This is a genomic window from Streptococcus mitis, from assembly GCF_905187495.1.
Lineage (GTDB): Bacteria > Bacillota > Bacilli > Lactobacillales > Streptococcaceae > Streptococcus > Streptococcus mitis_CU.
Map to the genome: position 1 here is coordinate 57519 of NZ_CAJJIB010000045.1, position 24637 is coordinate 82155.

The 24637-nt window shown below is 36.6% G+C and carries 26 protein-coding genes and 3 pseudogenes; 16 read left to right on the forward strand and 13 right to left on the reverse strand.

Annotated elements, in window-relative coordinates:
• Nucleotides 1-223: 223 nt before the first annotated feature.
• The 4 genes and pseudogenes from JQ843_RS09640 (at nucleotide 224) to rpmG (ending at nucleotide 1507) form a co-directional block, all read left to right on the forward strand.
• A pseudogene (locus JQ843_RS09640) lies at nucleotides 224-806 on the forward strand (SPFH domain-containing protein).
• A gap of 25 nt (nucleotides 807-831) precedes the next feature.
• Entirely contained in the window at nucleotides 832-1008 is a 177-nt protein-coding gene (locus JQ843_RS05150; protein WP_033608448.1) for a type II toxin-antitoxin system antitoxin, read from the forward strand.
• A gap of 151 nt (nucleotides 1009-1159) precedes the next feature.
• A complete protein-coding gene (gene rpmF, locus JQ843_RS05155) occupies nucleotides 1160-1342 on the forward strand; it encodes a 50S ribosomal protein L32 (RefSeq protein ID WP_000290417.1) in 183 nt (60 codons plus the stop codon).
• 15 nt (nucleotides 1343-1357) lie between these two features.
• The gene (gene rpmG, locus JQ843_RS05160; RefSeq protein ID WP_001265622.1) at nucleotides 1358-1507 is read left to right on the forward strand and encodes a 50S ribosomal protein L33; all 150 of its coding nucleotides are present in this window, start codon (nucleotides 1358-1360) and stop codon (nucleotides 1505-1507) included.
• 197 nt (nucleotides 1508-1704) lie between these two features.
• On the opposite strand, the gene JQ843_RS05165 is transcribed toward rpmG, so the two are convergent.
• From JQ843_RS05165 to JQ843_RS05190, 6 genes are all read right to left on the reverse strand, one after another.
• Complete coding sequence (locus tag JQ843_RS05165) at nucleotides 1705-2952, reverse strand: toxic anion resistance protein (RefSeq protein ID WP_124788416.1); 1248 nt, start codon at nucleotides 2950-2952, stop codon at nucleotides 1705-1707.
• A 21-nt stretch (nucleotides 2953-2973) separates the two neighbouring features.
• Entirely contained in the window at nucleotides 2974-3780 is an 807-nt protein-coding gene (locus tag JQ843_RS05170) for a coiled-coil domain-containing protein (RefSeq protein WP_203213057.1), read from the reverse strand.
• A gap of 774 nt (nucleotides 3781-4554) precedes the next feature.
• Nucleotides 4555-4782, reverse strand: coding sequence for a 16S rRNA processing protein RimM (locus JQ843_RS05175; protein ID WP_203213058.1), 228 nt, complete (start codon nucleotides 4780-4782; stop codon nucleotides 4555-4557).
• Nucleotides 4783-4820: 38 nt separating this feature from the next.
• Nucleotides 4821-5063, reverse strand: a complete 243-nt coding sequence (locus JQ843_RS05180; RefSeq protein ID WP_203213078.1) for a hypothetical protein — start codon at nucleotides 5061-5063, stop codon at nucleotides 4821-4823.
• A gap of 44 nt (nucleotides 5064-5107) precedes the next feature.
• Entirely contained in the window at nucleotides 5108-5377 is a 270-nt protein-coding gene (locus tag JQ843_RS05185) for a hypothetical protein (protein ID WP_125420735.1), read from the reverse strand.
• 61 nt (nucleotides 5378-5438) lie between these two features.
• Entirely contained in the window at nucleotides 5439-5687 is a 249-nt protein-coding gene (locus JQ843_RS05190) for a DUF7675 family protein (RefSeq protein WP_203213076.1), read from the reverse strand.
• A 985-nt stretch (nucleotides 5688-6672) separates the two neighbouring features.
• On the opposite strand from JQ843_RS05190, the pseudogene JQ843_RS09645 reads away from it, so the two are divergent.
• From JQ843_RS09645 to JQ843_RS09860, 5 genes and pseudogenes are all read left to right on the forward strand, one after another.
• Nucleotides 6673-6858, forward strand: a pseudogene (locus JQ843_RS09645) (CPCC family cysteine-rich protein); the annotation flags it as partial.
• Nucleotides 6859-7072: 214 nt separating this feature from the next.
• A complete protein-coding gene (locus tag JQ843_RS05200) occupies nucleotides 7073-7282 on the forward strand; it encodes a CPCC family cysteine-rich protein (protein ID WP_050391010.1) in 210 nt (69 codons plus the stop codon).
• Between the two features lie 20 nt (nucleotides 7283-7302).
• Complete coding sequence (locus tag JQ843_RS05205) at nucleotides 7303-7503, forward strand: hypothetical protein (protein ID WP_203213060.1); 201 nt, start codon at nucleotides 7303-7305, stop codon at nucleotides 7501-7503.
• Nucleotides 7504-7921: 418 nt separating this feature from the next.
• Nucleotides 7922-8314 (forward strand): annotated as a pseudogene (locus JQ843_RS05210) (site-specific integrase); the annotation flags it as partial.
• A gap of 573 nt (nucleotides 8315-8887) precedes the next feature.
• A complete protein-coding gene (locus JQ843_RS09860) occupies nucleotides 8888-10327 on the forward strand; it encodes a hypothetical protein (protein ID WP_274380309.1) in 1440 nt (479 codons plus the stop codon).
• A gap of 202 nt (nucleotides 10328-10529) precedes the next feature.
• Here the strand turns inward: JQ843_RS09860 and JQ843_RS05220 are convergent, their stop codons facing one another.
• A complete protein-coding gene (locus tag JQ843_RS05220; protein ID WP_033682885.1) occupies nucleotides 10530-10856 on the reverse strand; it encodes a helix-turn-helix domain-containing protein in 327 nt (108 codons plus the stop codon).
• Nucleotides 10857-11042: 186 nt separating this feature from the next.
• Here JQ843_RS05220 and JQ843_RS05225 point away from each other — a divergent pair, with 186 nt between their 5' ends.
• The 5 genes from JQ843_RS05225 to JQ843_RS05245 are packed head-to-tail and all read left to right on the forward strand — an operon-like array spanning nucleotide 11043 to nucleotide 15001.
• Nucleotides 11043-11882: an excalibur calcium-binding domain-containing protein gene (locus JQ843_RS05225; protein WP_203213061.1), complete on the forward strand. Its 840-nt coding sequence runs from the start codon at nucleotides 11043-11045 to the stop codon at nucleotides 11880-11882.
• Nucleotides 11875-12312 (forward strand): DUF6568 family protein, encoded by a 438-nt coding sequence (locus tag JQ843_RS05230; protein ID WP_203213062.1) that lies wholly within the window; start codon nucleotides 11875-11877, stop codon nucleotides 12310-12312. The genes JQ843_RS05225 and JQ843_RS05230 overlap by 8 nt, the downstream gene beginning before the upstream one ends.
• Before the next feature lie 15 nt (nucleotides 12313-12327).
• On the forward strand, nucleotides 12328-13119 hold the full coding sequence (locus JQ843_RS05235) for a hypothetical protein (RefSeq protein ID WP_203213063.1): 792 nt from the start codon (nucleotides 12328-12330) through the stop codon (nucleotides 13117-13119).
• 10 nt (nucleotides 13120-13129) lie between these two features.
• Nucleotides 13130-13891, forward strand: coding sequence for a hypothetical protein (locus JQ843_RS05240; RefSeq protein ID WP_049499264.1), 762 nt, complete (start codon nucleotides 13130-13132; stop codon nucleotides 13889-13891).
• A 6-nt stretch (nucleotides 13892-13897) separates the two neighbouring features.
• Nucleotides 13898-15001 carry a DUF6287 domain-containing protein gene (locus JQ843_RS05245; RefSeq protein ID WP_203213064.1) on the forward strand — a complete coding sequence of 368 codons (1104 nt, stop codon included), beginning with the start codon at nucleotides 13898-13900 and terminating at the stop codon, nucleotides 14999-15001.
• A gap of 730 nt (nucleotides 15002-15731) precedes the next feature.
• On the opposite strand, the gene JQ843_RS05250 is transcribed toward JQ843_RS05245, so the two are convergent.
• Nucleotides 15732-17099 (reverse strand): VapE domain-containing protein, encoded by a 1368-nt coding sequence (locus tag JQ843_RS05250; protein WP_203213065.1) that lies wholly within the window; start codon nucleotides 17097-17099, stop codon nucleotides 15732-15734.
• A gap of 150 nt (nucleotides 17100-17249) precedes the next feature.
• Nucleotides 17250-17546 (reverse strand): hypothetical protein, encoded by a 297-nt coding sequence (locus tag JQ843_RS05255; protein WP_049499271.1) that lies wholly within the window; start codon nucleotides 17544-17546, stop codon nucleotides 17250-17252.
• Nucleotides 17547-17718: 172 nt separating this feature from the next.
• Here JQ843_RS05255 and JQ843_RS05260 point away from each other — a divergent pair, with 172 nt between their 5' ends.
• Both JQ843_RS05260 and JQ843_RS05265 read left to right on the forward strand, forming a co-directional pair.
• Nucleotides 17719-18258, forward strand: coding sequence for a helix-turn-helix domain-containing protein (locus JQ843_RS05260; protein ID WP_049499273.1), 540 nt, complete (start codon nucleotides 17719-17721; stop codon nucleotides 18256-18258).
• Nucleotides 18259-18314: 56 nt separating this feature from the next.
• Nucleotides 18315-19478 (forward strand): tyrosine-type recombinase/integrase, encoded by a 1164-nt coding sequence (locus JQ843_RS05265; protein WP_203213066.1) that lies wholly within the window; start codon nucleotides 18315-18317, stop codon nucleotides 19476-19478.
• A gap of 107 nt (nucleotides 19479-19585) precedes the next feature.
• Here the strand turns inward: JQ843_RS05265 and rpsD are convergent, their stop codons facing one another.
• The 4 genes from rpsD to JQ843_RS05285 form a co-directional block, all read right to left on the reverse strand.
• Nucleotides 19586-20197, reverse strand: a complete 612-nt coding sequence (gene rpsD / locus JQ843_RS05270; RefSeq protein WP_000092756.1) for a 30S ribosomal protein S4 — start codon at nucleotides 20195-20197, stop codon at nucleotides 19586-19588.
• Between the two features lie 194 nt (nucleotides 20198-20391).
• Nucleotides 20392-21444, reverse strand: a complete 1053-nt coding sequence (locus JQ843_RS05275) for a HAMP domain-containing sensor histidine kinase (RefSeq protein ID WP_203213067.1) — start codon at nucleotides 21442-21444, stop codon at nucleotides 20392-20394.
• Nucleotides 21441-22139: a response regulator transcription factor gene (locus JQ843_RS05280; protein WP_203213068.1), complete on the reverse strand. Its 699-nt coding sequence runs from the start codon at nucleotides 22137-22139 to the stop codon at nucleotides 21441-21443. Before JQ843_RS05280 ends, JQ843_RS05275 begins: the two co-directional genes overlap by 4 nt.
• A gap of 123 nt (nucleotides 22140-22262) precedes the next feature.
• Complete coding sequence (locus JQ843_RS05285) at nucleotides 22263-24527, reverse strand: SSURE domain-containing protein (RefSeq protein ID WP_203213069.1); 2265 nt, start codon at nucleotides 24525-24527, stop codon at nucleotides 22263-22265.
• Nucleotides 24528-24637: the final 110 nt, after the last annotated feature.

Below are 24637 nucleotides of genomic sequence, written 5' to 3' on the forward strand. Positions count from 1 at the left end.
CTAACTACAATTATAGTGTAAAAGTTATAAGAATAAAAGAGTATTTCAGCACAATATAATCTCACTTCCTATAAGTAATTATTGGGCTGAAACTTTTTAGTGATTATTTGTCAACTTTCTATTAATTTTTAAAAACAAAATGATATCATTTAGATATCAAATAACAGAGGTCATTCTTATGACTGAAAAACTAATCAATTCATAACCAAATGGTGTATTAGCATTGATTCTCATTGAGTTGACAATCGTACTTGGTATCTTTATATTTATAATGGGTGTTGGTTCGGAAAACATTTTTGGAATTATTATCGGACCTTTACTAATCGTAATTGCAGCGCTAACTCATGCTGGTTTAAAAGTTGTCAAACCTCAGGAGGCTATGGTTCTGACACTCTTTGGTAACTATACAGGTACCATCAAAGAACCTGGCTTTTACTTTGTCAATCCCTTCAGCGTAGCAGTCAACCCTGCAAACCACACTCGACTTGGACAAAGTGGTGATGTTAGCACAAAATCTCCTTTTTTAGGAGCTAAATCATCAAATGACAATGACTGCTTAGGAAATCCTTGAAGCACGTATCACTTACCTAGCTTATGCTCCAGAAATTACTTCCATTATTGATGCCCGTAAGATGATTGTAGATGGTGCTGTAGGAATGGTTGAAATGGCACCAGAACGGATCAATGAAGGGGAATTGGTAGAGCTTGACGAAGAACGAAAAGCTGCTATGGTTTCCAATCTCCTAGTCGTCCTCTGTGACAATCATGATGCACAACCAATTGTCAACACAGGAAGTCTTTACTAAAGATGGTTGAAGCTAAAAAAAGCAGATCCCCCTTCGACTCTCAACAAAGTTATACGCTGCACTCGCCTCATGGGCAGAAGATGACTTTCGTTCAGTCAATGGGCAAATCGAATATCTCCTTACAGAATGTGTCAAACAACGGAAGAAAGACGGAAAATACGTATCAGAAACCATTGACGAACCATTTGAGATTGATATTTAACACCTTCTCCTGTCTGCTAGGTCTGACAGGAGAATTTTTTCATCTTTTTTTGTCAAGTAACTTTACTTTACAAAAAAAATGTGTTATCCTAGTATGGTTGATGAAAATCAGTAGATTGAATCGAATATAAATACCTAAAGGAGAAATCAAAATGGCAGTACCTGCACGTCGCACTTCAAAAGCGAAGAAAAACAAACGTCGTACACACTACAAAGTAACAGCTCCATCTGTAAACTTTGACGAAACTACTGGAGATTACTCACGTTCTCACCGTGTATCACTTAAAGGATACTACAAAGGACGTAAAATCGCTAAAGCTGCATCAGCTGAATAATAGAAGGGAGATACCATGCGCGTAAATATTACACTTGAACACAAAGAATCTGGTGAACGCTTGTACCTTACTTCTAAAAACAAACGTAACACTCCAGACCGTCTTCAATTGAAGAAATACTCACCAAAACTTCGCAAACACGTTGTGTTTACAGAAGTTAAGTAAGCATTCAATACGAATCAATACAGAAGAAAAACGCTAATTCAAGCGTTTTTTCTTTTTGTTAATTTCAGTACATTGCAATAAAAATCAACCGAATGACTACATTTTTGACTATATTTTTTGTGAAATAAATTAGAGGCTCTAATATATAGGAAGAATCCAAAATCCCCTGCAAGCTATACTTACAAGGGACTTGTGTATTATTCTTGTACTTCTTTCTGAGCAGCCTTGCCTTGGTCTAGAAGGGCTTGGACAATTTTCTCATCGCGTAGTTTGACAGAATCGTTGATCATTTCTGCGGACTTGACGATGGTTGTTTCTAGTTGGGCACGTTTCTGACGTCCCAATTCAATAGCTGCGACGATACCTTGGTTTTGAGCGACCAGACTTTCAGCCAGTTTGGTAACTGATTCGACAGCGACTGTCGGGCTTTGGGCAATTCTTTCCATCTGCGGAATCACTTCCTTACTGGTTTCAGCTAGCATCTGAAGGGCAGCATTATTAGCATTGACAATGGCATCTGCCACGACACCTGATTTCATTGATTGTTGCAAAATACCAAGTTGGGCAATGGAAAGCTTCATTGTTGGAATCGTATTGCGACGAAGCATGCCCAATTTTTGGCGCATATCAGATGACACCTTCACAAGATTGCGCATCTGAGGTGTTGTTGCCCAGGCAACATAGAGACGGCTGACATACTCAGTGTGCTGTTGTTCGAGGGTATTGACCACTTCAGCCATGCGGGCCAATTCTTGTGATTTGGTTTGGTATTCTACCGTACTTGTATCGAGTTGGTCAACTTGGGCCTTTAGTTCGGCAGCACGATTGCCAGCTTCTGTCTGGCTGGCTTCGATAAAGGAAATCACTCCCACTAGATTTTCAATGGATTTGGTATTGTCCTCAATCAACATCTCAGCAGAGACGATATTTCGAGCTAGCACATCTTCTTGCTTGACCACTGCGGCAGCCATGCCATCCAGCTTTTGCTCCACTGTTTTTGAGTCAAAGTAAAATTCCTGTAAGGTATTCTTGCTCTTGTTAAACAATCGTTGCAAAAAGTTTGGCTTCTCTTCTAACTCAGCAATTTCAGCGTTCTTGTATTTGACTACAAAGCCTTGCAACTCACGGTTGGTGTTCTTGAGTAGATCATCCACTTGGGGAATCTGCAGTTTCTTTTGTTCTGACAAGATACGATTGACCGTATTATTCACACCTTCGACAGCAGATTGTCCAAAATCCAAAAGAGCATTTTGATTGGTGACAAACTGGTCTACTAACTGGGGCACGTGCGCCTTGATTCCTTCTTGCTGCTCAGGGCTCAACTTTTCAAGGAAGGTCAAGGTCTTGTCTGAGCCAGTATTTGTCTCGATGATTTGGGTTGTTTTATCCACCTTAGCTACCGTATTATTGGCAATCTGGTCAATATCAAAATTAAATTCTGTCATGGTTACTCCTTTGTTTCTAACCTATTCTTTACGATCTTTTTCTAGGATACGCAGACTGATATCAAAATCACGCATATCTGTTTCATTGAGTTCTCTCAGGACTTGGTCCAGCTCAAGGTCAAATTGTTCGATAGCTGCTTTAGCTTGTTGCAAACGTTCTTCGGCTCGATTATAGTTTTTAGGATTGGCCTTAATCTTTAAATAGCCTTCTAAAATCGTTTGGAATTTCTCCATCTTCAAACTATGAATGGCAGTCAATTCTTCCTTATCCCCCTCAGCAGAGGTGGCAATCTTATCTAAAATTGCCTGATGGTCAATGGCAATATTAGCCAAGGTCTGGGACAATTCTGGAGCTAGTTCCTCTGGCTCCGCATTTTCAAGATCTACCTGACTTTCTCTATCCAAACGTTCTAGCTGAACATCGATGTTTGCCCTTACTGTACGAACCTTTTTGTCAATACGGTTGTAGACATCAGCATCGATATAGGACTTGAGACGATCCGCCTCCTGATGGATTTCCCTCAGTTCGATCAATACTTGATTAGCCAAACTCTTATAGGAATCTGAGCCTTTCTCTACCAAGACTCCCTCTAACTGCTGAATATCCTTGTCCGCCTGACGAATCCGAGCTTTTAAAAGCTCAATCCGATCATCGAGCGAACGATCCTGCAAAAGAGGATAGCGCCAACGTTTATAGAGACGATAACCACCATAGCCTAGCAGGACACAAGCCGCAAGTGGGAGAGCATATTGAACCAAAAGGCCCAATAAGAACAAGAAGCCCCAAAAATAGAGACAGCCTTTCCAAAAACCATTACCTGATTTCATAAACATTCCTTATTTTCAATTTATAAGTCTATTTTAGCACAAAAGACAAAAATGAGGGCGGAAATCCCCTAGAAAAGAGTTGATTTCTTTGCTGTAGAATGGAACTTGGTAGCGCGTGTGCTAATTTCAGTGAAGCGGACTCAAACCACAAACACACTCTGATGAATATCAAAACAAAAGCTTGAAATATCGGGGGAGTTGTGTTAGAATGAAAGCATAAAGGGAAAATAATGCTTCTAGCATATATAACTAAAAAGCCCCACCGTGCCACCGATGGGGTTTTTTGCTACCCTCTAAAAGGGTTAAATGCTACTTGCTACGTCTCTTTATCCATAGCTTGAAAAGCTCAGATAGTACGTTAACAAGTAACGGAGCTAGAAAAAGGGAAAATAATTCTAGCATATATAACACCTCCCTTCCTTAAATTGAGGGGGCCAAAACATTATATCATACCAGATTTATATCATCAACATCGCTTAATTCTTGGCATAGATAGACTTAGATACACAAATAACCTTACTAGCAAATCTCTATACAAACTCAGAAATCAAGCTTTTAAGACAAAGCAAAAAGCCCCTAGATTCATAGCTAAGGGCTGATTGATTTGCAAGGATAGGCAGGACTGTCGGGGCTCCTGCATTTCTCGACCCACTATAAGTGGCGCGTTGGTGACAGATTCTCAACCTCTATCCTTCATGTCTTCATTATAGCACTTTTTTCTCAATTTTCAATCCGTGCATTTAAATTTATTACCTATCTTTTCTCTAGTATCCTTCAACCATATTGCACTTCCACCTCACTCATGATTTCCAGCAAAGTTTTCCCTTTAATCTGTAAAGAAATTAACTCATCAAAAGATGACACTTTATATTCATTATCTCCAATCACCACTAAAATATCATGAACAGAATTAGGGAAAATACCACATACTTGATTCTTATAATCAAAAGAAGCGTCCCAACCATTGTCATACAATGCTCGTAAATCATCAAATATTGCCATAATATATCTTGATTCTCCTATATAAGATATTCCACAACTTATCCAAAACCGTATGAAAATTTATCTGGTAACTCTTTTCCTAATTTAATACTTTTAATCAAAGTATCTTTGACAAACGAAGCAAATTGTCCTAAATCATCTCCAACATAGCTATATTCCAAAGTAGTTTTATCGATAGTTGCAATACCTTTACAAGCTCCACTCACAATAGAATACTGCCTCTTAGACGAGCTATCTTCTATTCTGTACATCGTAATAATTTGTTTATCAATCTTTGTCATTTTCTATTTAGTGTAAAATAAGGCACTGGAATTATTCTTGGCTCTCAAAAATATAATTGCAACAAGGTATCGAAATCGTCTTCGAAAACATTTTGACTATTTTGCTTTATTTGCTCAATGATTTTATCCTTTTTATCTCTGTCTAAAGGTAGTGTTTCAAACGCTTCTTCTTTTACTAAGAATTCACCATTTTCTCCCTTAAATTCTTTTGTAATTTTTCTAATATGACTCTCGAAATCGATAGATTGAAGCTCTTCGTCGTTTATGTTATCTTCAATCGCATCTAGTAACAAACTAATTGAAATTTTAATCATCTTTAGATACCTCTATTTTCTATTAGCCCTATTTTCAAAAAGCCAAATATAAATGGATTACTTATAATTTCCTATCGTAGAAAAAATCTCTCCAAAAAGGATTTTCACTATCAAAAATTTCAACCTCTTCTTCAGTCATATTATAAGGATAGTCCTCAAATAAGTTATAAATTTTTTTCCGATCAAAGCTAAATAGATGTTCTCCTATGGAATCTATTTTATCAATCCACCATATTTTTGACTCTTCAGTCTCTTTGTAAAAATCACTATATCCTTCAAGAAAAGATTCTGCTGTAACGGAGTCACACATCCCATCTTGCAACTCTAAATCATCGCATCCATTCTCATTACAATCTGTCATTATTCTGATTTTTCCTATCATTTCTTATATGCCTTTTATTAAAAAGACCAGATTCTTACTACAATTTCTAATTGATTCATCAAGAGTCACTATCCAATCTCCTAAATACAGCCACTTTATTCACCAAGTCGTCCTCTGTGTAGTCAATTGTAAAAGTATCTAAACTAAATGGAATTGAATGAATCATAGGGACACTGTGTACCCTATACTCTTTTTCCCCAATTCTTACAAAATGATTGATTTTCAAATCTGAAAAATCAGGATTCTAAACAGTAATTGAAACAAGACGATTCGCAATTTTATAAACATCAATTATCTTATTTTTCATGACTAATTTATCCATAATTATTATTTCAATACTTGCGTTCTAGGGAATCAAAACCAATTTTCGATTTAATACTATCAAATAAATCTAAAATAGAGTGGGGAGTGCTTTCTTAAACAATAAAGAAGGTTTATCTTGGTCTGGATAAACTTGGTCTACCCACTCATGAATTTGATTATAAAAAATCAACAGCTCTTTGCTTGGTGGTATCATCATATCTAAAACGAAACCTCCTTTACTTTAACTTCATTATAAACTTTCCTATCCTAATATTCAATCAACAAGCTACCATTACGATAGCTTTTTAGAAAATGGTAAGTAGCCTTTTCTATCTCTTTAATTCTCATGATTTGATTTCTTATACTCAATGAAAATCAAAATGCAAACTAGGAAGCTAGCCGCAGGCTGTGCTTGAGTTCAGCAGGCAAGAAACTAGCACGGTCAAACGTCCTTTTTTTATTACCTAATAATACTATCATACCACATCTAGAAAACACACTAAATTATTAGTAATCCCCATCGATTTGCAGTATAATGATGGAAAGGTGAGTTGATACTCACGGTTCACCAAAAAGACTGGTTTGGCGAGTTTATGGAGGAGGGATTTATATGGATAGATCAAAAAAAACTTGGGTTATTGATGGATATTTATGGTTAAATTGCCCTGTTTGCGGAACTGAAGTTATGGACTATGATATCTGTGACGTCTGTCGTTGGCAAAATACAGGTATTATAAATATTGACGGTGGCCCAAATAAATTGACTCTAGCCGAAGCCAAAGAAGCTTACGCAAGGAGAAAAATCGTAAAAATTCTAGAATTTGATACAGTGTTGTTAAAAAACGGTCAAACGGCGACAATTGTCGAAAAGTTAAGTGAAGATACTTTTATTGCTGACATAGGAGATTCCCCGAAAGACTGGGATACCATAACAATTACAATCAATGATATTGAAAAAGTAGTGTATTGAAATAGCTAATATATTTGTATAGTGTTGGGAGTAACCTTAAATGAATAAGACTGGAAAAGAGAATTTGATAATCATTGATGGTCGAGAATATGTCCATTGTCCAGTATGTGGGACTGTTACAGCAGTGTATGACATCTGTGACGTCTGTCAGTGGCAAAACACAGGAGAAACTAATATAGATGGTGGCCCTAATGAAATGACCCTTGCGGAGGCTAAAGAAGCTTATGTTAATGGAATTCCAATAATATAACAGACTGAAAGGAGAGACTGATGGATCTTAGAAAATTTAATAATAAGGTTGTCAGAATCACCGATATTGATGGCCAAATATTTAAAGGCGTAGCTCTTTACGAAGACAAAGATGTCTATGATGAAGAACTTGATGGATTATCTGTTAATTCTGGAACCAGATGGACAAAACTCTTTGAAGATGAAATAAAGGAAATTGAAATTACTGATAAAATCGACTAGTACCTCATATAACTGAAATAGCTTTAATCTATCTATAAATCGTCTTGCGAATATCTCACGTCCTACATCATACAATCACTTATCTTCAATTCTAAGTCTAGTCTCTGAATTGCTTTTTCAAAATTTTTAATGCTTTTTAGTTTCTTTTCTACTTGGTTAGTGGTCACACTGGTATTCCTTATAGTATAATTAGTTTAAAGAGAAGTGAGGTAGAAATGATAGTGTCGCTACGCAACTTCATAGTTTGAGATGACGGGACAGGCACACCGTCCACTACTCTTGAGCGCTTAGATTATTCTAGGTGCTTTTTTTGCATTTTCTCGGTGTTCGCTCTTGGTTCAAGTCCATTCTCCATACCATTTGGTAAGGAATTAAGAGACATTTTTATCTCTTCTATCTCCTTGTCATTCTGCTAGCAACTAAGGCAAGTTATCGCACAATTGATATTGACCCACAAACTATAGAGGTCTTAAAAGTGTATCAAAAAAGACAAAGGCAAGAAGCTTGGAAACTTGGTCGGACTGAAACTGTTGTCTTCTCAGATTTTATTCATAAATACCCAAACAATAAAACACTATCAACTCGTTTAAACACACGTTTCAAACATGCTGGTGTACCTAATATTGGATTCCATGGTTTTAGACACACACACGCTAGTCTCTTGCTAAACTCTGGAATACCATATAAAGAATTACAACACCGTCTAGGTCATTCTACATTAGCTATGACTATGGACACTTACAGTCATCTCTCCAAAGAAAAAGCAAAAACAGCCGTCTCATTTTATGAGAAAGCTGTGAGCTCGTTATAAGTGATGACAAAAATGATGACAAACCCAGAAATCAACGTTTTAAGACAAAGCAAAAAGCCCACTGTTGTAGGCTTTCTGTAAGATATTTCTTAAAATTAAAGCATTTTGTTGTAGAATAGATTTAGTATAAATTACACTTTGATATGCTTTATAAATGTTGATTCTGTAGTATTTTTAGAATTTACATATTAAATAAAATAGATTAAACTTTACTCCAGGGTGGACAAAAAGGAGTACAAATTTCATGGTGATGAGTTCAGTAGGCAAGTAAGAAGTACCGTTTAGGTGCTTTTTATTTTACTCTATTCATCTTGTAGATTAAGGCTGTATATCTAAATTTACTTTGGTTAAAAATTATCTAAAAACATTAACTAATGTATATGTGTCTGTGGTATAATTAGGGTAGTGTTTAATAATATTTTAAACATAAATATAAAACAGGAGGCATTTTATGAAAATCTAGCATATATTACTTGGTTTATAGTACAATTATCTACGATTTATATTTAAGTAATTGAGTCTAATTAACTTTTTATTGCTTAGAGTAAATTATAAAATAAAGGAGTATTTAAAGTGAAAAAGAAAAACATAATTATTACAGCTCTTATAGCACTATTTATAGTCTTTGCTGGTGTGGAGTCTGTGTCAGCAGACCATGTAATTAATAAAAGCGAGACTGAAAGAATTAGTAAACTAATAAATGGTATGACAAAGTATCAAAAAGACGCTTATGATGCACAATTTAGTGGTTTAAAAATTGCTCAAAATAGTGGCGTATTCTACTGGGGTAAAAATGGAGAACTTGCTTGGTATAAGCCTGAAGATGAAATTATATTAGACCCTTTAAACGTAACCGAATATGAAAAAATACATTATAGTAGTCGCTTTGATGATGAAGATTTAGTCTGGGGTGTATATATTGCTGAGACGAACAGACTTAGAGGGTATGATAGTTTTGATAAAATCAAAAAAGAATTTGATAAAGAAAAAGAGGAAGAAGCAAAAAAACATAAGGCATATATAGAAGAACGTAAAGAAGCTAGAAGAAATAGGTCAGAAGAAGAAAAAAGAAAAGAAGCTGAGTATAGAGAAAAACTAATTACAGATAAAAAATATGTAAACGAAGAAGATTTAAAATATGTGGGAGATGTTCTCAGAAATCATTATGGGGTGTTCTACTGGGGTGAAACTGGAGAACTTGCTTGGTATCATCCTGAAACTGGAAAAGTATTAGACCCTGTTAAAGCCCATTATGGCAAAACTTATGGCTCAACAATAGTTACCATTACTACCAAAGAAAATTTTGAAAGTGGGGACCACGTTTTTGCTTCCTATGTGGCAGAAATTAATAAACGTAGAGGATATGACTCTCTCGAAAAAATTAAAGAGGGAATGAAAAAGCCTAAGAGTGATACTACAGTAAAAACTGAAGAAGTTCCTACTAAAAAATCTGAAGAACCATTAAAAAAACAAGAGAATGAACTGAAGGAAAAGAAAGTAGACGAAAGTACTAATAAAAAAGAAGCTACAACACAGCAACAAGGTTGGGTGCAAGAAAATGGTAAATGGTTCTACTATGACCAATCAAACAACAAGCAATCTGGTTGGGTTCAAGTAAATGGTGCATGGTATTACTTAGCACAAGATGGAGAAATGAAGACAGGTTGGTTAAATCAAGGAGGCTCTTGGTACTATCTTACTGATTCAGGCTCTATGAAAACAGGTTGGCAAAAAGTTAATGGAACTTGGTATTATCTAAATGGTTCAGGAGCTATGCAAACAGGTTGGCTCAATCAATCTGGTACATGGTACTACTTAAATAGCTCTGGTTCTATGCAGACTGGTTGGCTTAGACAAAGTGGAACTTGGTATTACCTAACTGAATCAGGTTCTATGAAGACTGGTTGGTATCAAATTAGCACTAAATGGTACTACTCTTATAGTTCAGGAGCATTAGCAGTTAGCACAACAGTTGACGGTTATACTGTAAATGCTAATGGGGAATGGATTTAGTAACACGTTTTTTAAGGTAATAGATAAGCACTGGATATTCAGATTCAGTGCTTTCTTTTTTCTTTTTGTTTTTTAATCGACCTCTTCAACAAAGAAAAACCATTCTAAAATTACAACCTATACCTAATTCCTTATCTGAATAACATAACCGTCTACGATTAGATAGATTTAGTATAAATTACACTTTAGTACTTTTTTATCACTAACTATCTTGGCTTAATTCAAGTATTTCCATCACCTTATGAACAATCATCTTATGCTGTGGATGTTTCTGAATCTTCAATAATAGTTCCATCATCTCTGTATCTTGTGCCACAGAATAAGGTAAGAAAAAATCACTCAATGGAACTTCTAAAGCATCAACAATCTTCACAAAAGTTTCCAAAGAGATGTTTCTGTGGTTATTCTCTATCTGACTGATATAAGGAACACTTAGATTTGTTCTTTCTGCTAATTCTTGCTGTGTAATCTTCTTTGAAACTCGTAAATCTCGTATCTGATTACTTATAGTTTCTAATATATCATCCATTCCTTCACCCTCTATGTTAAATCTACTATCTATCTTATAGATTAAACAATCAGGTTTACATTCTCTATAGTTTAATATTAATTAGAAACATATTCTATTGTTAAAGTTTGTGTGATATAATTATAACTATTAGGAAATATTTATTTTATTTCATTAAGTAAAGTTAATATTTAGGAGGTCATATATATGATTAAAAAGCTCAAGGAATTGAGCAAAGAACAAAAGATTATAGGTAGTATTGTACTATTGCTTATCCTCGTTTTGTTCTTCACACTATTAACTAGCGGTAGCACTAAACACTCACAAGTTCAAACTAAGGCTAGTGATTCTGTCAAACAGTCTTCACAAGTTAAACAGTCTAGTTCATCTTCCTCTACTTCATCATCTAGTAGTGAAACTAGCTCTAAAATAGAAAAATGGTCTCCAACTGGACATATAGCTGTAGACGCTTATCTAAATACACCACAAGTTAAAATCATACTACGAGCCAAAGCAGTGAGAGAGATAGCACACAAACTCTCTAACACAGATAAACTCTACGAAGTTGAAGCCGAGGTAATTGGGATTGAAGAAAAAGATGAATACCGTGAGTACAGCATAACAGGCAAGAAGCTTCTTATTCGTACACCTGAATCACTAGCTGTGAAAATGAATGAACTTATGGTCTATACGGGAAATACAGTATCTTTAGAAAAATATGATTCAATCGATAAAGGCTCGTTAGTAATCAGTGAAGTGAGAAAAACAGAAAAAGCACAAGAAGAGGAAAAAGCAAGTATTGAAGCCTCCAAATCAAAAGAGGAGGAAAAGAAAGCATCTTCACGAGCAAAAGAGCAAGAACAAGCTTCATCTCACACTACAACTACTCCTACACAATCGTCTACACCTGCTCCACAATCAAATTTAAGACCGTTCAAAAACTGTAAGGAAGCACGAAAAGCAGGACGTGTAAACATACCTGCTAGTGACCCACAATATGGTCCATGGCTAGATAGAGACAAAGACGGATACGGATGTGATGAATAGTAAAAAAGTTCTTATTCTACTGTCACTACTACTTATTATAATCGTCACATTCACAGCATACTTAACTACTCTACCACAAACAGAATACCAGATAGCTATAAAGAGACTCCAAAAGATAAGTTTAGAGGCTGTGGAACAGAAAATACAACATAAAGAAAGCTTTTACCTATACACAGGTAGAGAAGGTTGCCCATATTGTCAAAAATTTGCTCCAAAACTAGCAAAAGCAGTGGATAAAACTGAGACAACTGTGTATTACTTGGATAGTGAGCATATAGATAAGACAAGTTGGAATAACTTTAAAACAACCGTAGGATTCAAAACAATACCCAATCTCACTTACTTCACAAATGGTACAGTATATGACATATTACCGAAAGCAAGTCAAGCTAGTGTTGAAGTGATTGAATCATTTATAAGAAAGGAATAAATTAGGATAGTAGGCATGAACAAGATTTTTAAATACATTATAGGATTTACATTGATATTTCCTCTTTTAATTTTATTTTATGCTTGTATGGAATCAAGCAATCATAAGCAACAATATTCTAAAGATACAGAACGTGTTACTAAGCTAGTTGAAGCACTAGAAAATGACACAACAAATATTAAACCAAATATAACGTTAGAGGAAGCTTTGAAGCTTGTTTCTGAGGATAGTGAATTGTCATCTGTTAAAAAGGAAATTCAACATCTAAAAGACACATACAAAACCGATTACGAGAACAAATTCAGTGACTTGTCTAATCGTGTATTTAAAGTAGCATCAAAACTTAATACACAAATCGAAAAGATTAAAGAAGAAGAAAAAGAGCGTCAAGAACGAGAAGAACGGGAAAAACAGAAAAAATTGAAAGAGGAAGCAGAGAAAAAATCTAAAGAATCTGAGAAAAAGTCTAATGAAGAAAACAGAAAAGTAGATTTAGATGCTTTCTATAATGCTATTCAAGAAGGTGTAGATAAAGTAAATACGCAATTAGGGGCAAATATGCTTGAAATGGAAAAAACATCTGTAACACCTGGCATCAGAATCATTCTCACAGAAAATAATGCTTCGTATTCAAACAAAGAACTTAGAGCAATAATCAGTGCGTTAAACAAATCTTTATATAAAATCGCTAAATCCCACGGAGTAAATAGCCCTAGATTCTACTACACCCTCAGTGGAGAAGAAATCGCTGTGAATCGTTATGTAATGGCACCTGATGAAGTTAAGTTTTCTGGAATATTAAAATAGGAGATTACTAATGAACATAGGGAAAATTATTAAAATAACTGAAGATACTGCTTATATAGGTTATGAAGATGGAAGCTTAAAGGAAATTCCTATTGAATCTTGTGACTTTGAACCTGCAATAGGTGATTATGTCGAAGTTTATGAAGGTATTGTCATAAAAGTCGATATCAAAAAGAACAACATAGGGAAAAAGAGCCAATCTAAAAAAATAGGAATTATAGTCACTCTACTACTACTGTTTGTAATTATTGTTATAAGTTTTATAAATACTAAAGAACAAATTTTAAACAATCAAACAACATCAAAACAAATTTCATCATCATCCAAAAAAAGTAGCTCCACCTCTTCATCTTCTTCAAAGGCAAGTAGCTCTACTACACCTTCATCATCTAGAGAGAGTAGCTCTAGTTCATCATCCTCAGTACCATCAAAACCTAAGATTACTGTAGATAATGATAAAGCAAATTATGGTGAAGTAGACTATAACAAGTGGAATCATGATGAAATAGCCGTAGATACTAAAGTAAGAGTATATGGTAAAGTTTTACAAGCTATGGAAGATGGGAAAGCCTATACACTGCGTGTAGCCATAAATGATGACTATGATAAAATTATTTTGGTTTCTATTCCTTCTGAATACAACAATAGAGTCATAGCCGAAGATGACCATATAACCTTATACGGACTAGTAAAAGGGAGACAAAGTTATGAAACGGTCTTCAAAGCCACAAAAACACTACCTCTTATGGTTGCCTATATGTATGAAAACTAATACTACATGAAAAAGAAAATATATAACCAAATTATTCACATTTCAGATACACATGTTATCATTCGACTCCACACAAATGAGACTCTAAATGTTCCTATAAATGAGTTAACTTTCCATCCTAAATTAAATGATATTGTTGAAGTCTATCAAAATCAGAATCACGTAGTAGTTTGTCCTCTACCACAGAACAACAAGCTTTGGATTCTTATATCCTCAATTACACTTCTACTTCTTACCATTATAGGAGCTACTTTTTTATTCTTTAGACATCCAGATAGGAATATAGAAACCGTAGATAGTCAATCTTCACAACAAAGCTCCTCTACTACTTCTAGTTCCTCTGCATCATCCAGCTCTTCATCCAGCACATCTACCACAAGCTCTAGTTCAACTGCAGATAGTATAATAGATACGACAGCGGAAGAGCTTCGAGACATGGAGAACGATGGTAGGTTAAAAACTGGTCAACTATATCGCTTCACAGCAGAACTAACACGCCAAAAGTTTTGGGAAGCATACGTAGGACACTTTAAAGCTCTGGATACATACCATACTATTTGGGTAAAAGCTAGTAATGCTCCTATGACTGGTGTACAAGTACAAATTAAGAAATCTATGATTGAGGGATGGCAAGAAGGAGCGACCGTTACTTTCACAGTCAAAATCATGGAAGACTCTGAAAAATTTCAATTCTGGGTTGCTACTGATGCCACACTTATCACGACTCCCACAGAAGAAAAGCACACAGAAAATACAACACAAGAAATTGATACACAGGCTATTCTACATGGAGACTACTCTAGTATAGCTGGTACTTGGAGGAATGAGCTAGGACATGAAATAGTATTTAATAAGAATGGTTTAGTAAAAGGAGGACAGATAGCTAAATCAGGCATGGGAAGCGATGGACACATAGGTTTTAGTATTAGCTCAGGACCTATAGGAGCTGCAATGGGAGTATATCCCCCTGGAACAAGTATACCTATGAAACGATTTGAGAATAACCAAATAATATCAATCGAAGACCCAACTGATAAGAGTAAAACTAGAATTATCATTACTCAAACACATCCATCTGATGAAAAAGCTGTCTACTACAAAATAGACTAAAACAACATTCTCTATACTTACAAAGTTTTACTAGTTACCTGAAAATCCCTGCAATTACTCATTGCAGGGATTTTGTATATCCGTTATATCACATGAACCTCCTTCAGAAAATTCCACACTACTAACATATTTTTGATATAGAGAGTTAATCGGTGAACAGCAAAATTCACATACATCCATTACTATTCTATTTTTTAATCGACCCTTAGAAATCCCATTATCACGCGCATTACTAACCAGAAACACAGAAAGAGAAATTAATACTATTGTACAGTAAAAACTGATAGCTGAATCAAGTCAACACTACAAAAACATGAAATTCTATAATGTAAAACCTCTTTAAATAGCTAGTTTTATTCTCTAATTTATCTCATAAGCATACGCCTTTATGCCGTGAAAGCAAATTGACAGTAAGTAGGCACAAAGTACGCTAAGAACGTCTCAGACGAAAGGCTTTAGTTTTTCGGATGGACAGTTCATTTGTACGAGAGTGCCTTGTTTCTTGCTGTCAATTAGACCATGGAATAAATTAGGCGTATTTGGTACTTAACAAAGTATTTCACTCCTTTGCCTTCGCTCATGGCGGGCTAGTCGTTCATACTTTGTAGTAATGTAGCAAGACATTTCTCTACTTACCCTTATTATATAATTATAACTATTTTTACAAGAATAATACTACAATACTACAAAAGGAGTAAATAGCTAGTGTTATAGCCACTTTTGCCTGTAGTTACTCTGTAGCTTCTAGACGTTCATAGACACGTGTTGGACTACATGTGCTACAAGGTCGCTTGTTCTTAACGACTTCAAAGTCATTACGATTATCCAATACCTCACGGATTTTCGAAGCTCGTTTACTACTTCGTCCTCTACCAGTGTCTTCATCAAACAGTATGTAAGCTAGTTCACTTGTGTAAGTAACAGTCACTAAGCCTGATTCCTTTGCGCTCCAATACTCTCGGGTTTCTTCCTCATATCCCTTCCATATACGGTAGTATTCCCTCTTCTCAGATAGAGTATAATTTCTCCAATTATCAGGTACAATAAACTCATCCAGAAATTCATTTATTAGTTCTCTCTCTATATCCTCTTCTTTGAAGTCGCTTTGAATCTCTTCCAATCTTTCTAAAGTCGTTCTACTTGGAAACATAATTCCATATTGGTAGAATAGAAATCTAGCTTCAGCAAGAATTTGTAAGAAGTAATCTTCTGAAACATTCATTGGATGCTCATCAACAACAATTTCTCCACAATTCAAAGGATAGAATCTTCTTTCAACTTCAAAATCCCTGAGAAATGCTTTAGAATTTCCAGTTGCAATAAATACATTATGTCTTGGTTGTCTTTTGTGAGTTTTATACAATTCCCTACACATATCGTATGAAGCACTAAGGAATCCCTTAATTCTATTTATATCACTCTGCTTTAGTCCCTGTAATTCTGGAATCTCTACAACACATACATATTTAAGCACCCTATAGTCTTCTTGTGTTTTTCCAAATGAAATAGGAGTATCAGTAAAAGCATCAGGCAATAAACGACGAGCTACTGTACTTTTTCCTATCCCTTGTGGACCAATCAAGACAGGTACATTATCAAATTTGATACCTGGTTTATATACACGTCCAATTAGACCTGTTAAAAACATCTTGGATACCTCACGTGTGTATATATTATTCTCACACCCTAACAGTGTTTGAAAGAAGTATTTCACACGAGATACTCCATCCCACTCAACGCTTTCAATTCGCTCTTTTACAGGATTAAATTTCCGTCTACGTGCCACTTCTAATACAGCATCTTCAATATAATCCTTTTTAGGAGTAAAGTGAAACTGTTTATCAATATATACCAAAAACAAAGAAGTGTCTTCGCTATCCCATTCTCCTTTCAGAGTTCCCCAAGGTGTCTTATCTAGTTTTTCAACTGCTCCTGTGAATTCATTGTAACCTAATAATGTCATCTTAGATTCAAATGATTCTAAGATAAGCACTACGTTTTGAGGTGAACTGACAGGTTTCCCTGAATTGTTGAGATTAAATTTAGGCATGTCAAGAACTTTATCCTCTGTCTGCTTTTTTTTAAAAATGATTGTCATAAGCAACTCCTTCTGTTAGTAACATAATTACACTATATAGCATAATTGATAGCAATTGAATCAAAGATTCAACATGGTTATAAATTCCTATGTATTTCAAGAAATCATAGAATTTTTCAATTGTGTTTATTTTCTTTTCATACAATGTATTCACTCCTTATTAGTAATTGAAAGAAACTTCATAACATCTGATTTCTTATAGAAAACTTTGCGAGTTCCTTCTATTGGTGGACAGTATCGGGTTAACCCCAAACGCTCCCATTCATGCAGAGTTACTAAACTAATACCTAGTTCTTTGATTAACTCTTTCTGTTGTATCAAGCCAAACGAGTCACTATGAGGTGAAAGCATTGCATGTGATAGATAATCATTTATTAAATGCTCAATCCTCTCCAATAATGCTAGTTCTGCTTCCTTAGATAATATCCCTTGTGGTATACTATACATATATCTCCTTTCTTTCCTATTTGTGCACAACTATCCTCTCATAACTATTACAGCTTACCTACTTAACTAAGTTAATTAACTTAGGTTATGTTTTGCATTTTATCAGTTTTTTATTTACATGTCAAGAGTTTTGTGCTAAAATATTACTAAAGTTATTAAACGGAGGTTAAAAATGATAGGAGAATATCTTAAAAAATGCCGCACAGAAGGCGATGTAACTACTAAGAGCCTTGCTGAAGACCTAAAAGTATCACAGTCTTATATCTCACAAATTGAAAATGGGAAAAAGATTCCCAGTTTAACTAAACTCATTGATATTACTGAAAGCATTGCTTCACTCTCTATAAAAGAAAAATGCGAACAAGATGGATTAGAGTTCGATGAATACTGCATTGAATATAAAACATTGGCTAGCACTTATATTGGTGATATAATCAAAAATATCAACATGAATTCAGTTCATAACGATAAAGAGAAGCAACTTTTAAAAGATTTAATTGAATTAAGAAATGATAAATCCATATTCTCAAAGTTAAAAACATACAAAGATATTAGCCACGATATTATCAATGGAGAAAATATTAAAATCAACCTTGATTATATCTTTAGAAAGAATGTAAAAATAACTATTGATGGTCAAGCACTCACAACTGAAGACTTAACCGCTCTACAAATACTAATTGAAGGTATTCGTTCTAGACACAAATCATAATAACTATTTTTCATAACCTTTTACAGCTTGCCTACTGATGTTAGAAAGGTTAAGAAATGAAAATAGCAGAAATCAAGAAACAAAACGGTGACACTGTATATCGTGCAAAAGTATACTTAGGAGTAGATAAACTCACAGGAAAAAAAATAAAGGCTAATCTGACAGCTAGAACTAAAACTGAATTGAAGAAAAAAGCTCAATTAGCTAAAGCCGAATTCCAAAATAATGGCTCTACTAAGAAGGAAACCATTCCACTAACAAGCTATGAAGAAGTAGCTCAATTATGGTGGGAAAGCTATCAACACACAGTAAAACCAAATACACAAGATTCAGTAAAACGACTACTAGCTAACCATTTGATTCCTCTATTTGGTTCTTATAGGTTAGATAAGTTAACCACTCCAACTATCCAACGCATTGTTAATCAACTAGCTCTACGTGCTAACAAAAGAGAAGAAGGCGCATTTCTACACTATGATAAAATTCACGCGCTAAATAAACGTATCCTACAATATGCTGTGACAATGCAGATTATTGATATAAATCCAGCTCGTGAAGTTATTCTTCCTCGTAAAATAAAAAAGGGTAGAAACAAAGTCAAGCACTTTAATAACTTAGAGTTAAAGAAATTTCTCAGTTATTTGGAAGAGGCTAACTTAGCAATATATAGAAATATCTATGAAATTACTTTGTATAAGTTTCTTCTTGCTACTGGTTGCCGTATTAATGAAGCCTTAGCTCTACACTGGTCAGATATTGACCTACATAATGCAACTGTGAATATTACAAAAACACTAAACCATTTAGGTGAGATTAACAGCCCAAAGTCTGAGGCAAGTTATCGCACAATTGATATTGACCTACAAACTATAGAGGTCTTAAAAATGTATCAAAAAAGACAAAGGCAAGAAGCTTGGAAACTTGGTCGGACTGAAACTGTTGTCTTCTCAGATTTTATTCATAAATACCCAAACAATAAAACACTATCAACTCGTTTAAACACACGTTTCAAACATGCTGGTGTACCTAATATTGGATTCCATGGTTTTAGACACACACACGCTAGTCTCTTGCTAAACTCTGGAATACCATATAAAGAATTACAACACCGTCTAGGTCATTCTACATTAGCTATGACTATGGACACTTACAGTCATCTCTCCAAAGAAAAAGCAAAAACAGCCGTCTCATTTTATGAGAAAGCTGTTAGTTCTTTGTGAAGGGGGACAAAAAGGGGGACAAAAAGGGGGACAAACCCAGAAATCAACATTTTAAGACAAAGCAAAAAGCCCACTGTTGTAGGCTTTCTGTAAGATATATCTTAAAATTAAAGCATTTTGTTGTAGAATTCAACGACAAGTGCTTCGTTGATTTCTGGGTTGATTTCATCGCGTTCTGGCAAGCGAGTCAATGAACCTTCCAATTTTTCAGCATCGAATGATACGAATGCTGGACGTCCAAGAGTAGCTTCTACTGCTTCAAGGATAGCTGGAACTTTCAATGATTTTTCACGAACTGAGATCACTTGACCTGGAGTTACACGGTATGATGGGATATCAACGCGTTTTCCGTCAACAAGGATGTGACCGTGGTTTACGAATTGACGAGCTTGACGACGAGTAGTCGCAAGACCAAGACGGTAAACAACGTTATCCAAACGACGTTCCAAAAGAAGCATGAAGTTGAAACCTAGGATTCCGCCTTTGATTTTTGTAGCTTGTACGAACAAGTTACGGAATTGTTTTTCACCTACACCGTAAGTGAAACGAAGTTTTTGTTTTTCAGCCAATTGCAAACCGTATTCTGACAATTTAGAACGGTTGTTTGGTCCGTGTTGTCCTGGTACGTAGTTACGACGTGCCAATTCTTTACCTGTACCTGTAAGTGAAAGGCCAAGGCGACGAGCTTGTTTCCAAGATGGTCCTGTATAACGTGACATGTGAATGTCCTCCTGATATAAATAATATTTCGGTGGAAATAGTCACTTAGAAAGCCCTGATTCGTGCAGATGCCCTTCGCCTAAACAGCCAAGGTTACTTATCATAAGACACCTGTTGACGAGCTTCATGCTTTCCTGCTGATATTTCACACAAAATCCATTTTACCATGAATGGCTAGATTTGTAAAGGGGTTTTAAGCTTTATTTTCACTGCCAGAGAGATTGAGAAGGAGGGTAAAGGTGCTTCCGAGACCGTACTGGCTGCTGACTGTAATTTCCCCACCCAATTGATGGGCCAATTCACGCGCAATCGCAAGTCCTAAGCCATGACCACCTGTTTTCATATTACGCGAAGTTTCGACACGATAAAGGCGTTTGAAAATATTCTCCAAATCCTCTGGGGAAATGCCCTGCCCCTCATCGGTCACACTGATTGAAAGCTGGTTCTTCTCCACCTTAGCCACCACTTCCAGCTTGGTTCCTGGAGCTGAGTATTTAAAAGCGTTATTGACCAGATTCACCAAGATTCGAGAAAGCTTGGCATAATCTCCCTCAATCCGAGCAGACTCTGGGATTACCTGCAAGTGAACATCTCGCTCCTCCTGCTCAATCAAAAACTGAAATTCACTCATGCACTCAATCAAGAGCTGGTCCAGAAAAATACTGTCTTTGCTGGTGGTTTCCACCTGATTTTTAGCCGTGTTTAGGGTCAAAAAATTTAATTCCTCAACCAGTTTATTGAGTCTTTCCGTCTGGCGTCCAATGATTGCTAGATAATGGTCCTGTTCTCCTTCTTTGATAACCCCATCCAAAATCCCTTCTACCGTCGCTTGGATCGAAGTGATGGGGGTCTTGATATCATGCGAAAGTTGAGCAATCATCAAACCCTTTTCTCGCTCGCTTTCTTCCAAGGAATCAAAGGTCGCCTGCAAATCATGGGACATTTCATTGAAAGCTTGGCCTAAATGCTGAAATTCTACAGGGCCTTGAACCTCCAGATTTGATGGAAAGTCCTTGTCCGCTACCCGCTTAGCATGTTCCTTGAGTTTGCCCAACGAAGTAAAGACCGGCGATAGGAGAAAGAGACTAATCCCAGCACCGATAAAACTAGCCACAAGAGTCATCCCCACTAGGAAATAAATCTCACTTTTTTCGATTAGCATGCGCTGAATAGCCCAAAAAACCACGATAATCGTTAGAAGTGTTGAAATGACATAACCCACTAAAATATAACTTTTTAGTTTCATTGACTACCTCGTGCTTTCTCAATTTTGTAGCCCAAGCCCCAAACAGTTTTGATGGTCGGCGTTTCTGCACTAGCATGTTTAGCCAACTCCTGTCGCAGAGCATGAATATGAACATTCAAGGTATTAGTGTCATCCACATAGTCTTCTTGCCAGACCTTTTCATAGAGGTCTGTTTTAGAGAAAACGCGCTCTGGATTGCTGGCTAGAAGCCATAGAAGTTCGAAGGATTTGACTGTCAAATCAAGCGCCACATCTCCGACTTGAACCTCATGACTACTGTGATTCATTCGTAAATCCCCGAGACTGACGACTTCTGACTCACCTCCACGATGAAGGCGACGCAAGATATTGTGGACACGCAAAACCAGCTCACGGGGGCTAAAGGGCTTGGCAATAAAGTCATCTGCCCCCAAACTTAGACCGTAAATCTTGTCCTGCTCGCTGGTCTTAGCCGTGATAAATAGAAAAGGCTGATCCGGAAATTGATACTGAACCTCGCTAATCAAATCATAACCATCCATCCGAGGCATCATGATATCTGTAATAATCAAATCAATCGGTTTTCGATTGAAGATTTCTAAGGCCTCTACCCCATCATGGGCCACCAAAACCTGATATCCTGCCTGAACCAGATAGCGTTGATGAATATCTGTGATTTCTACCTCGTCGTCAACGAGTAAAATTGTCTTTCCCATCTGTCTCTCCTTTGAAAAAAACAGTGCTATACTACAATAGTATAACACTATTTTCATCGCTTTACGAACATTCTAAACGATATCTGGATTTTTCAAATCCTAGATAGAAAGTCTGTAGCTAGACTAGTCATTTTCTTCTTTTTTAGCTTTCAAACCGAGTCCACCTAGCAGACCTGCCAAGGCTAATCCAAAGAATCCAATAGTAGCCATTGATGTTTGGGCTTCACCAGTATATGGAAGCATGTCTTTTTGATCTTTCATTTGATCAGCCATCATTGGACTCGATACCTTGTTATTGGATGCCATCTTAGCTTCATAAGACATTTTGCTTGATGTTGCTGGAGCTTGATCTTGCTTCATACTTGGAGTTGCCATTGGCTGACTAGCATTCATAGTTTTGTCCTGCTCTTTGTTAGGCATCATCTTATCCTGGCTAGCAGCTGGCATTTTAGATTTCATCTCATCTTGATTGGCACTAGGCATTTGATCTTTCATATTAGACGCATCTTGATGACTATTCATCATTGGAGCCTGCATAGCTGAACCATTAGAAGAAGGGACGAAACCTGACTGCATCGGAATCAGAGACTGTTGTCCATTCAAGTTTACTGTCAATTCTTTAGTCGCTACGAGATTGCTCAAATCAGCCTTGCCATCTTTAGCGCCGTACACTTTGATTGTAGCTTTATAACTTTGCGTACCATTTTGTTTCAAGAGATCAAGTAACTCTTTGTCTGATTTGCCTTGAGTGTCAGCCAAATCTACTTCATAGAAGTAAAGACCTTTACCCAATTTTTCTACTGGTGGAAGAGCGGGGTTTTTAGCTGAACCGTTATCTGACCATGGGGCCTTGTCTGAGGCTTTCAAGATAAGACGAGTTAACATACCGTCGCCAGCGAAGAACTCGTATGGAATGACTTGGTTGACTCCGGCTGTGAATGGACCTGGGAAGTTAGCCTTATCCAAGTAAGAAGCCGGAACATCTACTGTGTCTTTAGTATTGTCAGCCACGCCTTTTTGCACTTCAGCTGGGGTAGTCAAGCCATTCAAGTTGACATCCAATTCTTTTGTCGCTACGAGGTTAGTCAAATCAGCCTTGCCGTCTTTAGCACCGTACACTTTAATGGTAGCTTTATAGCTTTGAGTGCCGTTTTGTTTTAAGAGGTCAAGTAGCTCTTTATCAGATTTGCCTTGGGTACCTGCCAAATCTACTTCGTAGAAGTAAAGACCTTTGCCCAATTTCTCTACTGGTGGAAGGGCCGGATTTTTTGCTGAACCATTGTCTGACCATGGTGCCTTGTCTGAGGCCTTCAAGATCAGGCGAGTCAACATACCGTCACCAGCGAAGAATTCATATGGAATGACTTGGTTGACGCCAGCTGTGAATGGTCCAGGGAAGTTAGCTTTGTCTAGATAAGTAGCTGGAACGTCTACTGTGTCTTTAGTATTGTCAGCTACACCTTTTTGAACTTCAGCTGGGGTAGTCAAACCATTCAAATTGACATCCAAATCCTTAGTCGCTACGAGGTTAGTCAAATCAGCCTTGCCGTCTTTGGCACCATAAACCTTGATAGTTGCTTTATAGCTTTGAGTGCCGTTTTGTTTCAAGAGGTCTAGAAGCTCTTTATCTGATTTACCTTGAGTACCTGCCAAATCTACTTCATAGAAGTAAAGGCCTTTGCCCAAGTTTTCTACTGGTGGAAGAGCTGGATTTTTAGCTGAACCATTGTCTGACCATGGAGCCTTGTCTGAAGACTTCAAGATAAGGCGAGTCAACATACCGTCACCGGCGAAGAATTCGTAAGGAATAACTTGGTTGACTCCGGCTGTGAACGGTCCAGGGAAGTTGGCTTTATCCAAGTAAGTAGCTGGGACATCTACTGTGTCTTTAGTATTGTCAGCCACACCTTTTTGGACTTCAGCTGGGGTGGTTGCTGGTTGAGCTTCACTTGCTTCACGGTCTTGTCCAGAAACTGTAGCTGCAGGACTTTCCACAGGTTTAACCGCATCTTCTGTTTGTTTCTTAGATTCTGGTTTTGCTTGCGCTTCTTCTTTTGGTGCTACTACCGGCTCTTTAGCACCTACATCTGCTTTTTCTGGAGAGCTTGCAGTATCCAAGCTTGCTTTAGGTGTTGATTCTGCCTGCTCTGAAGGAAGAGCTGTATCGACTGCTGCTTTGAGAACTTCTACTGGTAAGTCGCTCTTTTCACTCACCGAAGTAGTATCTGGGACAACTTGAGTAGGGGTTGGATTGACCACATCAGCACGTACAGAACTTGGTTGACCAACTAGGACAAAGAAGCCACTAGCAACAACAACTGAGGCAACACCGACACTAAGACGGCGAATAGACCAACGAGTATATCTTTGATTTGGATTGAATTTCATAGGATTCTCCTTAGAGTTTTTCTTTATTTGATGACTCTAGTATAATCTCCTAAAATTAAAAAGGATTAAGAAAAAGTTAAAATTTTTCTTAAATCCCTCTTATAAAATAC

Excerpts from the sequence above, each read along its gene's own strand:
- rpmF (WP_000290417.1), top strand. The coding sequence starts at position 1,160 with ATGGCAGTACCTGCACGTCGCACTTCAAAAGCGAAGAAAAACAAACGT.
- rpmG (WP_001265622.1), top strand. The coding sequence starts at position 1,358 with ATGCGCGTAAATATTACACTTGAACACAAAGAATCTGGTGAACGCTTG.
- JQ843_RS05165 (WP_124788416.1), bottom strand. The coding sequence starts at position 2,952 with ATGACAGAATTTAATTTTGATATTGACCAGATTGCCAATAATACGGTA.
- JQ843_RS05170 (WP_203213057.1), bottom strand. The coding sequence starts at position 3,780 with ATGAAATCAGGTAATGGTTTTTGGAAAGGCTGTCTCTATTTTTGGGGC.
- JQ843_RS05175 (WP_203213058.1), bottom strand. The coding sequence starts at position 4,782 with ATGGCAATATTTGATGATTTACGAGCATTGTATGACAATGGTTGGGAC.
- JQ843_RS05180 (WP_203213078.1), bottom strand. The coding sequence starts at position 5,063 with ATGACAAAGATTGATAAACAAATTATTACGATGTACAGAATAGAAGAT.
- JQ843_RS05185 (WP_125420735.1), bottom strand. The coding sequence starts at position 5,377 with ATGATTAAAATTTCAATTAGTTTGTTACTAGATGCGATTGAAGATAAC.
- JQ843_RS05190 (WP_203213076.1), bottom strand. The coding sequence starts at position 5,687 with ATGTGTGACTCCGTTACAGCAGAATCTTTTCTTGAAGGATATAGTGAT.
- JQ843_RS05200 (WP_050391010.1), top strand. The coding sequence starts at position 7,073 with ATGAATAAGACTGGAAAAGAGAATTTGATAATCATTGATGGTCGAGAA.
- JQ843_RS05205 (WP_203213060.1), top strand. The coding sequence starts at position 7,303 with ATGGATCTTAGAAAATTTAATAATAAGGTTGTCAGAATCACCGATATT.
- JQ843_RS05220 (WP_033682885.1), bottom strand. The coding sequence starts at position 10,856 with ATGGATGATATATTAGAAACTATAAGTAATCAGATACGAGATTTACGA.
- JQ843_RS05225 (WP_203213061.1), top strand. The coding sequence starts at position 11,043 with ATGATTAAAAAGCTCAAGGAATTGAGCAAAGAACAAAAGATTATAGGT.
- JQ843_RS05230 (WP_203213062.1), top strand. The coding sequence starts at position 11,875 with ATGAATAGTAAAAAAGTTCTTATTCTACTGTCACTACTACTTATTATA.
- JQ843_RS05235 (WP_203213063.1), top strand. The coding sequence starts at position 12,328 with ATGAACAAGATTTTTAAATACATTATAGGATTTACATTGATATTTCCT.
- JQ843_RS05240 (WP_049499264.1), top strand. The coding sequence starts at position 13,130 with ATGAACATAGGGAAAATTATTAAAATAACTGAAGATACTGCTTATATA.
- JQ843_RS05245 (WP_203213064.1), top strand. The coding sequence starts at position 13,898 with ATGAAAAAGAAAATATATAACCAAATTATTCACATTTCAGATACACAT.
- JQ843_RS05250 (WP_203213065.1), bottom strand. The coding sequence starts at position 17,099 with ATGACAATCATTTTTAAAAAAAAGCAGACAGAGGATAAAGTTCTTGAC.
- JQ843_RS05255 (WP_049499271.1), bottom strand. The coding sequence starts at position 17,546 with ATGTATAGTATACCACAAGGGATATTATCTAAGGAAGCAGAACTAGCA.
- JQ843_RS05260 (WP_049499273.1), top strand. The coding sequence starts at position 17,719 with ATGATAGGAGAATATCTTAAAAAATGCCGCACAGAAGGCGATGTAACT.
- JQ843_RS05265 (WP_203213066.1), top strand. The coding sequence starts at position 18,315 with ATGAAAATAGCAGAAATCAAGAAACAAAACGGTGACACTGTATATCGT.
- rpsD (WP_000092756.1), bottom strand. The coding sequence starts at position 20,197 with ATGTCACGTTATACAGGACCATCTTGGAAACAAGCTCGTCGCCTTGGC.
- JQ843_RS05275 (WP_203213067.1), bottom strand. The coding sequence starts at position 21,444 with ATGAAACTAAAAAGTTATATTTTAGTGGGTTATGTCATTTCAACACTT.
- JQ843_RS05280 (WP_203213068.1), bottom strand. The coding sequence starts at position 22,139 with ATGGGAAAGACAATTTTACTCGTTGACGACGAGGTAGAAATCACAGAT.
- JQ843_RS05285 (WP_203213069.1), bottom strand. The coding sequence starts at position 24,527 with ATGAAATTCAATCCAAATCAAAGATATACTCGTTGGTCTATTCGCCGT.